Annotated in this window: 12 protein-coding genes; 7 read left to right on the top strand and 5 right to left on the bottom strand. The window is 45.2% G+C overall.

Going from position 1 to position 13,242, the window contains the following annotated elements:
* Positions 1-24 precede the first annotated feature (24 nt).
* Both FS628_RS03875 and FS628_RS03870 read right to left on the bottom strand, forming a co-directional pair.
* The gene (locus tag FS628_RS03875) at positions 25-1,338 is read right to left on the bottom strand and encodes an MFS transporter (RefSeq protein WP_145319124.1); all 1,314 of its coding nucleotides are present in this window, start codon (positions 1,336-1,338) and stop codon (positions 25-27) included.
* 30 nt (positions 1,339-1,368) lie between these two features.
* Complete coding sequence (locus tag FS628_RS03870) at positions 1,369-1,815, bottom strand: MarR family winged helix-turn-helix transcriptional regulator (RefSeq protein ID WP_260870919.1); 447 nt, start codon at positions 1,813-1,815, stop codon at positions 1,369-1,371.
* Between the two features lie 231 nt (positions 1,816-2,046).
* On the opposite strand from FS628_RS03870, the gene FS628_RS03865 reads away from it, so the two are divergent.
* Positions 2,047-2,520, top strand: a complete 474-nt coding sequence (locus FS628_RS03865; protein ID WP_145319121.1) for an RbsD/FucU family protein — start codon at positions 2,047-2,049, stop codon at positions 2,518-2,520.
* Between the two features lie 4 nt (positions 2,521-2,524).
* On the opposite strand, the gene FS628_RS31890 is transcribed toward FS628_RS03865, so the two are convergent.
* Positions 2,525-2,674 (bottom strand): hypothetical protein, encoded by a 150-nt coding sequence (locus tag FS628_RS31890; RefSeq protein WP_222125177.1) that lies wholly within the window; start codon positions 2,672-2,674, stop codon positions 2,525-2,527.
* Positions 2,675-2,783: 109 nt separating this feature from the next.
* Here FS628_RS31890 and FS628_RS03860 point away from each other — a divergent pair, with 109 nt between their 5' ends.
* Positions 2,784-3,284, top strand: a complete 501-nt coding sequence (locus tag FS628_RS03860; protein WP_260870918.1) for a GNAT family N-acetyltransferase — start codon at positions 2,784-2,786, stop codon at positions 3,282-3,284.
* 77 nt (positions 3,285-3,361) lie between these two features.
* Positions 3,362-3,982: a conjugal transfer protein TraX gene (locus FS628_RS03855; RefSeq protein WP_260870917.1), complete on the top strand. Its 621-nt coding sequence runs from the start codon at positions 3,362-3,364 to the stop codon at positions 3,980-3,982.
* A gap of 123 nt (positions 3,983-4,105) precedes the next feature.
* Here the strand turns inward: FS628_RS03855 and FS628_RS03850 are convergent, their stop codons facing one another.
* Positions 4,106-7,780, bottom strand: coding sequence for a non-ribosomal peptide synthetase family protein (locus FS628_RS03850; RefSeq protein WP_145321370.1), 3,675 nt, complete (start codon positions 7,778-7,780; stop codon positions 4,106-4,108).
* 79 nt (positions 7,781-7,859) lie between these two features.
* On the bottom strand, positions 7,860-9,602 hold the full coding sequence (locus FS628_RS03845; protein WP_145321368.1) for a methyl-accepting chemotaxis protein: 1,743 nt from the start codon (positions 9,600-9,602) through the stop codon (positions 7,860-7,862).
* A 510-nt stretch (positions 9,603-10,112) separates the two neighbouring features.
* On the opposite strand from FS628_RS03845, the gene rpiA reads away from it, so the two are divergent.
* The 4 genes from rpiA to FS628_RS03825 all read left to right on the top strand — a co-directional run bounded on the left by rpiA (position 10,113) and on the right by FS628_RS03825 (position 13,235).
* Positions 10,113-10,784, top strand: a complete 672-nt coding sequence (rpiA, locus tag FS628_RS03840) for a ribose-5-phosphate isomerase RpiA (RefSeq protein WP_145319118.1) — start codon at positions 10,113-10,115, stop codon at positions 10,782-10,784.
* 11 nt (positions 10,785-10,795) lie between these two features.
* Positions 10,796-11,410 carry a GNAT family N-acetyltransferase gene (locus FS628_RS03835; RefSeq protein ID WP_440131241.1) on the top strand — a complete coding sequence of 205 codons (615 nt, stop codon included), beginning with the start codon at positions 10,796-10,798 and terminating at the stop codon, positions 11,408-11,410.
* A gap of 15 nt (positions 11,411-11,425) precedes the next feature.
* Positions 11,426-11,887 carry a MarR family winged helix-turn-helix transcriptional regulator gene (locus tag FS628_RS03830; protein ID WP_145319115.1) on the top strand — a complete coding sequence of 154 codons (462 nt, stop codon included), beginning with the start codon at positions 11,426-11,428 and terminating at the stop codon, positions 11,885-11,887.
* 259 nt (positions 11,888-12,146) lie between these two features.
* Positions 12,147-13,235 carry a cobalamin B12-binding domain-containing protein gene (locus FS628_RS03825; RefSeq protein WP_145319112.1) on the top strand — a complete coding sequence of 363 codons (1,089 nt, stop codon included), beginning with the start codon at positions 12,147-12,149 and terminating at the stop codon, positions 13,233-13,235.
* Positions 13,236-13,242 lie beyond the last annotated feature (7 nt).

The following is a 13,242-nucleotide window of genomic DNA, read 5'->3' as shown; positions in this document are numbered from 1 at the left end:
ATCGTGTCCACTCCATTGACGGGTTTATTCTTTATTTCTGGTATCTTGCGTATTATGTTCCGAGTCCTTGGGCTGATCTGTATTTGTTGCAGGTATATGCGTATGAACAAGCAGAGGATGAGCTTCTATGGAGAAGCTTCCACTTCGTTTTCCCTGAATCAGATAGATAAGCAAGAACAGAATCATGAACATCACAGAATAACGATACATATCGGTATAACTGGTCATGGACGCAATGGCACCGAGCAGAAGTGCGCCAGTTGCAATACCCAGATCGAGCGAGTTTAGAAACATGCCGTTAGCCATACCCCGCTGAGCAGGAGATACAACTTGAATCATCCAGGTCTGCAGAGATGACTGCATGGAACCATAGCCAATCCCGTAGATAAAGGCAGCAACGAACAGCACGGACATTGAAGTTGCGTAGGAGAGGAGAAAGAGTCCTCCAGCAATGAATATGGCCCCTGGGATGAGCAGTGCTTTTGGACCTTTGCTGTCATAGATCCGCCCCGCAAATGGTCTGACCAACAACACAGCAAGTGCGTTGAATAAGAAGAACAGTGCTGGATTAGCCAGATTAGCTTCCTTACCGTACAAGACAATGAATCCGACAAGCCCGCCATACGTGATGGATAACAGGCAATTCAGCACACTGGGCAGGATCAGCTTGCGGTTAAAAGGCGTTTTCTGTTTCGTGTTCGACACCGTAGCGGTTGCTGCTGCCTGGGCGTCGAGGCTCGCACTGTTTTCGGTTCTTACTGCTTTTTTGCGTGTGAGCGTATAACTCAGTGGATAGATGACTGCGATAACACCAGCAGTACATAACATCAGGGTTACGAATCCTGCACCTTGGAGTAATGTAACACCAATGATTGGCCCCATGGACATAGCCAAGCTCGTAGATAGCCCAAAGTAACCCATTCCTTCCCCCATTCGTTTGACGGGTACAATGTCCGAAGCCATTGTTGGAAAAGCGGTGCTGCTCATACCAAACCCGATACCAAACAACATTCTCAGCAATAACAGCACAGCTATACCTGCAGCAAAATAATAACCGAGCGTTGCGAGCAGGGCAATCGACAGTCCAATGTAGATCATGGCATTACGAAGACCCTTCTCCAGTGCTTTCGCAGAATAGAGTCGGGCTGCAATGGCGCTGAGCGCAAACAGACAGGTAAATAAGCTCACTTCAAACGCATTGGCGTGAAATCGTTCTTGGACATAGGACGGAAGCGGAGAGACGATCATGTGCAATTGCAAGAATAACAAAAAGTTGCATAGCATTAGCAAAATAAAATCGGTAGTCCATAACCTAACTTGTGTAGATTGTTCTTTCATGATGACGTATTCCCCCTGAGTTGTAATTCATTACAGATTGCGATTTATGAGGGAAAGAGTATGTTTAAATGCTTCCATCTGGTCTTCGGGTATACCTTCAGCAAGTTCTTTATTCATTTCTCTTTCAATTGGAACAAGAATATCGATTAATGCTTTGCCTTCCTTGGTGAGATATAACAGGTAGGCTCTGCGATCTTGTTCGCTGGTCCGGCGTTCTACCCAGCCTTTTTTCTCCACCAGATCAATAATCCGGGCAGTGGTGGGTTGGTCTTTGAAGACACGCGCGGCCAATTCTTTCTGATTGACACCTTCACCTCGGTCAACATTAAATAAGACAGAGAATTGCTCTGTTGTAATATCATAAGGTTTGAACCGCGTTGCAAGTAAGGCTACTGCTTTGCGATGCGTGAAACCCAGCATGAATCCGACAGATTGCTCCAGTGTATAGTCCATGTGATTGCTAGTCCTCGCTTCCATGATAAAATGTCCCAATCAATTAGTTGTTACAACAACTATATGGCAAACAAGTAATTTTGTCAAAATGAAATATTCACATACAAGCCACAGCCCACGCTATGCAAACATCAAATAATCCTGATAGAATGGGAATGAAACCGCTTCTATGTAAATGAAAGTCCCGATTATTTCAAGATTGGTGAATATCAATTCACTCTAACCGATGTTGGAGATGACCAAGGAGAGCTGTATATGCTGAAGAACATTCCCACCATAATACCTCCGGAGTTGCTCAAAATCATGTCTGAAATGGGGCATGGAGATGAACTGGTTCTGGCAGATGGCAATTTCCCGGCAGCCAGTCATGCCAAGCGCCTGGTACGTTGTGATGCACTGGGAGTCGTCGAACTGCTGGAAGCCATCCTGCAATTATTTCCACTGGATACCTATGCCGAACGTCCAGCTGCTGTCATGCAGGTTGTAAAAGGGGATCCGGTGATCCCAATTGTATGGGAAGAGTACCGCCGATTAATTGAAGAATACGAAGGCATTACGGATGCATTGGATCATGAAGAGCGATTTGAATTTTATGAACGTGCTTCGCGTGCCTATGTCATTGTTGCAACGGGTGAGCGTGCGCAATATGCCAATCTGATTTTGAAGAAAGGCGTCATTTTCCCTGATTCTGATTCTTGTCAGCAGCAACATAATACTGGTTCGAACTGAATAGTCAAGGCGACGGAGCAGCGGATGCTTTGGTCGCCTTTTTATTTTTGCCATTGCGAAGCCAATATAACAGAACGTACAGAATGGGCATGGACTCGATAAGCAAGGTGTACACTGGAAGCGCGTATGAACAAATAGCCAGTTCAATGTCCAAGATACTACAAACTTTGATACAGATGATGAATGGGGAAAACAAGGGGATTGTTTTATAATAGAAGAACACATATGGAGCGGTTATCTCATTTCCTAAGGAGTTGGATGAATTGCAGCACCGTATCAGACAGGCTGGTCTTGCGGATCTTGATGAAGTGGGACGGTTATTTAATGAGTACAGAATGTTCTACAACCAAAATGCTGACCTTGAGGGAGTACGTCAATATATTAGAGAACGAATGGAACGTGATGAATCGGTGGTTTTGGTAGCAGAAACAGATGTGAACAGTGATTGTGGGGCAAATGGAAGCAACGGCTTGCCACTCTCGAATGGCTTAATTTGTAACGGATTCGTTCAACTTTATCCCAGTTTCAGCTCGGTATCAATGGGGCCGATCTGGGTGCTTAATGATCTATATGTGCATCCGGATTATCGTCAGCAAGGCATTGCAAGGAAGCTGCTGCAAGCAGCCAAGCGATTGGCATCTGTACGTGGAGTTCTTCGTATATCACTCTCGACTGAGTTAAGTAACAAGCAAGCGCAAGTTCTATATGAATCCGAAGGATATGCACAGGATACCAAATTCATGTATTATGAACTTAATGTATAAGAGGTTGCTCAAAAAGACGCACTATATAAATGAATGGCAGACCCGTCAAGTCGGGAAAGAGGGAGGGAAGTCGCAATATGATGCAGTGGATTGCCATGATCACGATGTTAATTGATCATATAGGAGCTGTCTTTTTTCCACATATGATAGAACTGAGGATCATAGGTCGTATCGCTTTTCCAATCTATGCCTTTGCAGTGTATATCGGCTATAAACATACACGAGACGTACAAAAATACATATGGCGGCTGTTCTGGATTGCAATGATATCACAGGTGCCGTTCATGGCTGCGTTTAATCATTACTCATTGAATGTGGTATGGACGTTGTGGTCAGCTCTTTTGGTACTGTTAGCTATCGATAAACTGCCATCCCGCCTACTGGCCATTCCGATCGTAATTGGGGCAGGTTGGTTTATGGAAATTAGCCAGATGGATTATGGGATGTATGGGTTATTATTGGTCCTGTTATTCCGTTATTTCCAGGGTCCTGTACTTGTAGTGGCACATGTCGTGTTAAATGCACTATATCTTCTGCTGCATAACAGCTCTGTGCAAATGTATAGTGTAATGGCAACTGTAGGTATTGCCATTGCTCAATATTATCAAGCAGGTTTCCGCATGAAGGGGCCACGTTGGGTTTGGCGCTATTTCTATCCAGCTCATCTCGCTATTATTGCAATGATCCGATGGGTATAAAAGAATGATCCAGCAATTCGAAGTGAAGCAAAGAAGCCACCTTCTCGTCAGTGAATGACGATGAAGGTGGCTTCTTTGTATTCCAATATTATTAAATGCGGATGATAGATTGAACGTACTCATTTACTCCATTGCTGTAGAAGTACCGTTGTGGCGCCGAATTGCAGCCGGGAAATATCCAATCTGAACGGCGTAGTCTAACATGGCAGAGATGAAGCGATCATCTGTTTTCGCACATGAGATTCCGGCAGGTTCCACATAAGCAGTTGTGATAGGGCAGGCGTAGACATAAGCTGAATCCTTAGCACCGTCGCCTTCTAGCTGAGCAATGGCCAATTGTAGAGCTTCAGGCTCCTTACTGATGCTGGCATCGAACAACCAACGTGTGTATTCCGCGAAAGGTAGCGTTTCGACTTCATAGCCAGCCCGATTCACTGAACGGATCAGTTCATCATAACGGATTGGCTCCGGATTACAGATGTGGAATACACGACCGGCTGTATCCTGACGTAAGGCCAGATGAACAATGGCTTCACTCGCATAGTTGATCGGTGTGAAATCAACCATCCAGTCTGCGGCAGGAGCTTTGCCGAGTAATAACATTGCTTTGATCATACGATAGAAGGCGTTGCTATCAATATTGGACTGGAAGCGTCCAGTTTCAGAGTGGCAAGTGAGATTACCTGCACGATAGATACTGACAGGTACACCCTGCTCGGCGGCAATCATGAGCACTTTCTCGGCTTCAAGCTTGCTGTCCGAATACAGGTTGTCCACGTGCAAGTCGGACGGGAAACGATCATATTGCAATGAGGATTCCCACTTGCCGCTGAGCGCCAGATCTTCCGGAATACCCATCGTGGATACATGGTGGAAGGAAGCCCCAGGTTTGCTGCGAATCAGATCCAGCAATGCGACGGTGCCTTCCACGTTCGTTTTGGCGAACTGCTCGGCATCCCCGAAATGACGTACATCTGCAGCACAGTGGATGACACGGTCAATTCGTTCCTTAACATAGGAAGTTTGTTCAGCGGAAAGACCGAGATTAGGCTGTTCAAGATCCCCTTCAATGATCTCCACGCGGGCTGCAAGTTGATCAGTCAGTTGTTTACCGAAATATCCTTCCAGCACTTTAGTCAAACGTTCCATCGCAGTGATTCCATTGGTCGGGCGACGAACAAGCGCGTAGATTCGTGTACTTGAATTCAGAATTAACTGTTGCAGTACATGGGAACCCAGATATCCAGTCGCTCCGGTAAGTAACACATCCTCAGGTTCACGAATGACCGGATATCCCAACTGGGATGCCAGTTCTACAGGATGTTCGGATAATTGTGTGATCATTCCATCGGTCACCACTGAATCCGTAACTTCTGCTGCACTGTGAGACAGTACTTCCACACGACGCGCAAGTGCGCGGATGGTTTTCTCGGCAAAGAAGTCGGCAATTTTCAGCTGAGGATAATGCGGCTTCAGAATGACCAGTACATGAATAACCCGGAGAGAATCACCACCGATGTTGAAGAAGCTGTCTTCGACACCAAAGTCATCGTGCTGAAGAATTTCTTTCCACGCATCCAGGATAATGGATTCCGTCTCCGTCTCGGGCATGACCAGGTCAGGGCGATCTTCATGTCGTTCCACATGAGGTAGGGATACCATCGCTTTGCGATTGATTTTCCCAGTCGGTGCGATCGGCATTTCATCCAGCTGACAGATCCACTTCGGCACAAAATAAGAAGGGAGTTTCTCCGCCAGATCTGCTTTGATGTCCGAAACAGAAAGGGTACGGCCATCTTTCGATGTAAAATACCCAACCAGCATATTCTGTCCGTCCGATTCTTTCTTCGGAATGACAGCAACGTTCTGGATCTGATCAAGTCGTGCAAAGTGATCTTCAATCTCCCCGATCTCAATCCGGTGACCACGAATTTTTAGCTGCGAGTCACTGCGACCGACATACTCCAGCAACCCGGTATCCAGCAATTTGGCAATATCGCCAGACTTGTAGATTTTCTCACCTATCGCAAACGGATTCTCAATGAATGCTTGCTCTGTACGTTCTGGCTGATTCAGATAACCTTTGGCCAGTGCAGGAGTAGCGATATATACCTCACCAGGCACGCCTACCGGGCAGAGCTGTTGTTCTTCATTCACAATGTATACTTTGTAGTTATGAATCGGTTTACCGATAGGGATGTTCACCACATGTTCGGGAACCTGCTCACTGATGCGGTGAGTGGCTGTGGCTACTGTACATTCGGTAGGTCCGTACACATTCACAATGTCAATCTGATTGCCAAATTTGCGCTGGAAGGCACGAACCTGTTCGCCATAGAGCGCTTCTCCGGCTACGGTAATGATTCTGACTTTGGCCAGCTTGTGGAAACCTTCTTCTGATAAATAGGTTGCAAGCTGATTGAAGAAGATCGTAGGCAGTATCGTAATAATGGTTGTTCCTGTACGTTCAATTGCACTTGCGAATTCTTCAACGGATACACGTTCTTCCGCAGACAACAGATATAATTCTGCTCCATAGAACAAGGCGCCAATCGTATCCCACACGGATGCATCGAAGCTGTATGTAGCAAACTGGGTTAATACATCACCTGGTTGAATGTCACAATCACGCTGCACCACACTACCAAGATTAGTGACACCCCGATGGGCAATCAGAGCACCTTTGGGCTTACCGGTAGATCCTGACGTATAGATGATATACGCAAGATCGTCTGGGTGAATATCCAAGTTAGGGTTGCTTGCTGCAAAGCCGGCTAGACGACCATCCACAGCCAGAATCTGGCGGACGGTAGCTATACTGGAGAATAAGCTGGATGCTTGGGCATAAGAAGCTTCTGTTGTTAGAACGAATGGTGACGCCGTATCTTCCACAATATAGCTGTTACGTTCTTGGGGATGCTCAGGGTCGATCGGAACATATGCACCGCCTGCTTTGAGAATACCGAGCAGGGAGATAATGGTCTCCAGACTTCGATTCATAAAGATACTGACGAATTCCCCTTTTTGCAATCCATTGGATATTAGAACACGTGCAACCTGATTGGCTCGTTCGTTTAATTCTCTGTACGTATATCGTGCGGATGGCGATGTAATCGCCGGTGAATCCGGATATGCTGCTGCAGTTGCTTCAAACCAGCCGTGAATGGTCTGATTCGCTGGTTCGAGAACGGCAGTATCATTCATTTCACGGTACAGCAATCGATCTGAGGCAGAAAGGATATCCACTGCACCGATTGCTTTGTCACTGTCACGCACCAGGGCAAGTAGAAGAGTCTGATAGTATTCTGCATATCTCAGTACTGTAGACTCTTTCAACAATGAACTGTCATAGAACAGATCGAGAATGAGCATGCTCTGATCATCTCGAACGTTCCAATTCAATACTTGAGGAGCTTGGGGCAACTGTACGCTGTTCAGCATAAAAAACGATTCAGGATATCCACCCGATTGAAGCGTATATTCAATCTTGAGCTGCTCTGAAATCTGATGACATAGTTCGTTAAAAGTTAATTTGCCCTGAATCTGTAGTGAAAGATAGGAAGCTGCCTGATCGGGAGCAAGTACACCTATGGCAAGTTCCTGTTCAGCTGACAATCGGAATAACAAGGCTGCATAAGCTGAGAGGAGTACCGGGTACACCATCTGTTCTCCAAACTTCTGTTTAAGTTCATGACTCAGAGAAGCATGTAATGTTAATTGAGCAGATTGATAAGAGAATGATTGTTGACGTCGCCCAAAATCCAGTGGAATCTGAAGAACCGGCAGGCCAGATTCCATGGAATGGGAAGATGATGATTGGTGTTCAATCACTTCAGTTATTCCTCCTTGGTTCAAACCGAATTTTGGTGGATTTGAATTATTGTTTGCTTACATTGAAATGAGAGATCAGTTCTTGCAGTTCCTCTGACATGCTGGTAAGGCGTGTGGAAGAGTCTACTAATGTAATCAAAGATGCTTTTTGCTCATCAACTGATGAGGAGATTTGTTCACTGCTGTCTGCTGTCTTGCTTACGCTTGAAGACAAGTCATCTGCTGTAGCGGTCATTTCTTCAGTACCTGCAGAGATTTCTTCCGTAGCGCTTGAAACTTCCTGAATCTGATTAGACACTTTTTTCGCTGCTTCCAGAATATCTTCGAACAATTGTCCCGTTTGATCGGCTACGCTGAGCCCTGTATCTACTTCGGATGTACCTTGCTCCATGGCACGAACCGCTTGTTTAATTCCAGCTTGAATCTCCTGGATCAATACACCAACCTGACTGGTCGCTTGTTCAGACTGTTCGGCAAGTTTGCGTACTTCACCTGCGACAACTGCAAATCCTCGTCCTTCTTCACCGACACGTGCTGCTTCAATGGATGCATTGAGAGCAAGCAAGTTCGTCTGGCTGGAGATTCCCGAGATGATATTGAGAATATCGCCGATTTCCTGTGAACGACTCTCCAGAACCTCAATGGCAGAAGCGGTATTCTTAACCGACTCGGTAATCAGATTCATCTGTTCGGATACTTGACGGACAACGCTGTTTCCTTGTTGTGAGCGACGTTCCATTTCATACGCTTCATCCGCTACACTTGCGGAGCTGCTGGCAATCGTCTGAATCACGGTAGCCATCTCGGACATGGCACGTGCACTATCCCGGGTTGCCTGTTCCTGGGAACGAATGTTGGAAGTGATTTGTGTAACATTGTTATTAATGGAATCCGCATTCTCGCTGTTTCTTTCGGAAACTTCATATAGTTCTTTGGCAGACTGATTCACTTCTTGTGATGTGATTTGCACTTTAACGATTGTATCGTTGATTTTGCGAACCATGGTGTTGAACTTCTCGTTAACCAGTCCCAGATCGTCCTTACCTGTCGGAATGTTGACATTCAAATTACCCCGACTTACGTCATCAATTCCTTTGATCAAGTGACGGATAGGGGAAAGTGTGTTTTTAACCACAAGGTATTGGATAATCAGGAATAACAGTAAGAAGGCAACAAGGATAATAATGCCGTTCTTGAGCAAAGAGTTCAGTCCTGCGGGCACGGCTGATGCATCTGCATCAACGGCGAAATAAGAGAAAATCTTACCGTTACTATCTTTAATTGGATAAGCAATGGTTGTCCAGGTTCCAAAATCATCGGAATAGAACGTTGTGAACGTTGGGCGATCCGTATTGAGCATTTCTTTCAGCGCATTGGCTACAACGACGGGCTGCTCATACATGTCACCGATATTTACGTTCTCACTTTGAAAAGCCTCTCTTAGGTTGGTCGGCATCGCTACAAGTGATGTTAATCTCTTGCTGTCGCCACCGAGCTCAACACCGAAGATGTAGGCTTGTGCAATGTTGGGATAATATTCCTGCATTTCATCGAAATATGCTCGTAATTTTGTTTGTGTTGCTCCATCATAGCTGCCTTCCGCAATAGCAGCTTGTACCTCGGCAGGATTGATATCTTCAGCCCACTTTTTGGTAATTTGCTCTACCTGTCCATGCAGTTGATCAACAAGAACTGTTTTTTGAAAATAGTAACTGCTTGCGATAAGTGCTACCCCGATGATAATGATATTGGTAAATGAGAGTAACAGATTTTTGGAGAAAAACGACATGCTTTTCCAACTTAATGATTTCACTAAATTCCACTCCTGATCTTCTTTAAATTAAGAAACTTTAGGTTTGCTTTGGTACAGTGAACTAGATCATTCCGTGATCCCCTCCAAAGGAAATTTATGCGACAATGGTCTTGGTTTATCAGTCGCTTTCGTAGAGACTTATGTACCGTATGAACCATAGGTGTCTAATTATTAAAACACATCTATAATTAATATGTCGTATAAAATGTCGTTAAATTGAATAGTTCCGTTAAAACTTTTTTAATATTTTACGTATTTATGGACATATCAGACGAAATATAGGTATTTAGAACTGTTTATTTTAAAATTTCCCATTTTTTAGCTTCATTCTGTATTCTATAACATGGTGGGTAAAAATACATCCTCAAACATTGGAAAAAAGATTGGTAAAGATGCAACAGAAGGCACGGATATACATCGGAAGCGGTTTTATCTATAATAACTACATATGCATTTCTCAAATTATGAGCAGGCGGGGGTTTATAGATGAATCTTAAACAGATAGCAGCAGAGCGTGCGGCAGAATATGTTGAAGATGGAATGAAGGTTGGATTAGGGACAGGTTCAACAGCTTATTATGCCATCTGCCGAATCGGTGAGCGGGTACGTGATGGATTGAATATTCAAGCGGTGGCCACTTCGGAAGCTTCGGACAAGCTCGCCCGGGAATGGGGTATCCCCATTGTTCCCTTTGACCAGATTGGACGTCTGGATCTGACCATTGATGGCGCAGATGAAGTAGATCCCGATTTTAACCTGATCAAAGGTGGCGGCGGGGCTCTTTTGCGTGAGAAAATCGTGGCTGCGAATAGTGACAAATTGATTATTGTAGCAGATGGCAGCAAAGCCGTACAAAAGTTGGGGAAATTTCCGCTACCGGTTGAGGTGGTTCCGTTTGCTTCAGAGTGGACCTTCCAGGCTCTTGAAAAACTGGGGTGTCACCCACAATGGCGGATGGATGGACAGGAACGTTATCTGACAGACAACGGAAACCTGATCGCGGATTGCCACATGGAAGTCATCGATCATGCTGCGGACCTTAATGTTCAATTGAACATGCTACCGGGTGTTGTTGATAACGGACTATTTGTGGATATGGCGAGCGCAGTCATTCTTGCCCATGCGGACGGTAGTATCGAAGAGCTTCATCGTTCTTAATTTGAAAGAGGGTGCTTCCTATAGGTATAAAAGAACTACCCCTAGTGGATGGTGAACTTGTTCTCCGGTGTGTGGAGAAGAAGGATCTGCGCGAACTCTATGAATTGATTTATAGTGATGACACTCCGGAATGGAAGCAGTGGGATGCACCCTATTATCCTCTCGAACACGAAAGCTATGAAAGTTTTGAACAAGGTATGCTCAAACGTATGAACGTTGATCAGAGCGATTCCAAACCTGTGTCGATCCGTATCATAGAATTTGACAGACAAATCGTGGGTACGATCAGCTATTATATAGAAGATGAGTTATCCATGTGGCTGGAAATGGGGATTGTGATATACAGATCTGCCCGTTGGGGAAGCGGAATGGGTACGCGGTCGCTTGTGATGTGGTCAAGTCATTTGTTTGAACATCTACCTCTAGTTCGGGTTGGATTGACCACATGGTCCGGCAATGAACGAATGATGCGGGCGGCTGCAAAAGCCGGGTTGCAGGTGGAGGGGCGAATGCGGAAGTGTCGTATCGTTCGCGGACAATACTATGATTCAATTCGTATGGGAATGCTTCGCGAGGAGTGGGAGCAGAAGCTTTCGTCTAATGCGAGCGGAAATGTAAACAACTGATGGAGGATTATTGAAATGCTGAACACGGAGGACAACCGGGAACTATCTTTACAATTATTTGTGGTTCTTGTTCGGGCCTACAATTCTGTGACTTCACGTTCCAATCGGGACATCCAGAGTCACGGACTGAATACGACAGAATTTGGCGTGCTTGACTTGTTATATCATAAGGGACCACAGGCATTGCAAAAGATCGGTGAAAAGGTACTGATGTCCAGTGGTAATATTACGTATGTTGTAGATAAGTTACAAAATAAAAATCTGCTATTTCGTCGGCCATCCAAGGAAGATCGGCGTGTCATTTACGCTGAATTAACCGAGGAAGGAAGACAATTGTTCACAGAGATATTTCCTCAACATCACCAGGTTATCATTGATGCTTTGGAAGGACTGGACCCTTCAGAGAAAGTGGATGCGATACGGATGTTGAAGAAGCTGGGGTTGGCTGCAGAAGGGAAAACTGACTTGCGTTTATAACGCAGGTCAGTTTTTTTGTGGAGCTCGAAAAGTATAGCAGATACTGGCTGAGTGGCTTGCATGGTTCTACATAATATAGGAAAATTGTTCTATACATGCATAGCGCAAACGCATGCTTATCCAAAGTTAATGTATAATGGAACGGACATATGGAGGGCGGAATGGATGGATAGCAATAAAGTTTCACGTAGAGGAACCTATCCCAAACTGCAAGTTAGCTAACGTCGATCTCATTCCCGAGTAGAGGAGGGCTGCGTCCATGAGTCATCGAGAAGCAGGAGAACACTTACTCCAACAAGCCAGTAACTTGGCTGATAAAATAACGGAGAAACAGTATCTCAGACAGCCCGATTTACTTGAACGATTTGGCGAAAATGGAAAAATGCGAACCAAACAGGATTCGGAGTATAGCTTGAACTATTTGGCTGAAAGTGCGCTCGTACAGAGTCCTGAACTCTTTACGCATTATATTGCGTGGCTGAAAGTTTTACTTGAGGGTTACAAGGTATCGGCAGAGGATCTGGCGATTAATCTCAATCTGATTAAAGAGACATTGGAAGAGGAATTTGACCATCCGTCAAAGGCGCTTCTGCTCGATTATCTGGAGATGGGAATATATAGAACAACACAAACGGAGTCACCTGCAGGTTACATGAATGAATCCATGCCTTATGGAGAGGCTGCTCAATCGTACTTGCAGTGTTTGCTAGATAATGAACGAAAAGAAGCCTTCGAGATCATTGAAGTTCAGTTAGAAGCCGGGGCGACAATTCGTGATATTTATCGATATATCTTTCAGCCTACCCAGTACGAAATAGGGCGATTGTGGCAATGCAATCGGATCAGTGTAGGACAGGAACACTTTTGTACGGCAGCGACCCAGTCATTCATCTCACGTCTCTACTCACGCTGGTTGATGGATAACGGTCAGGATAAAAAGCTGGTTGCCACCTGTGTAGGCAGTGAACAACATGAGATCGGACTACGAATGCTCACAGATGTGTTCGAGATGGAAGGTTGGGATACGTACTATCTGGGAGCGAATGTTCCCAATGGAAGTGTAGTAGAGGCCATAGAGCGCCATCAGAGCGATGTTGTTGCGATTTCAGTTACGATGACGTATCATCTTCATCTGGCCAAAGAGCTGATCCATCTAATTCGTCATCATCCGGCAACGGCACATGTGAAGATTATGGTCGGGGGATATCCCTTTAATATTGATCAGGAGCTGTGGAGAACGATAGGAGCTGACGGTTATGCACCAGGGGCCGATGAAGCAGTTGCCGTCGCAGAACAATTACTGGCTCAGCCAGTTACATGTAATCATCATGATATGGTTAGGGATTAGGAGAGGG

It is taken from the genome of Paenibacillus xylanexedens (assembly GCF_007676705.1).
In the GTDB taxonomy this organism is placed as follows: Bacteria; Bacillota; Bacilli; order Paenibacillales; family Paenibacillaceae; genus Paenibacillus; species Paenibacillus xylanexedens_C.
This window is presented reverse-complemented; position numbering and strand designations above follow the sequence as displayed.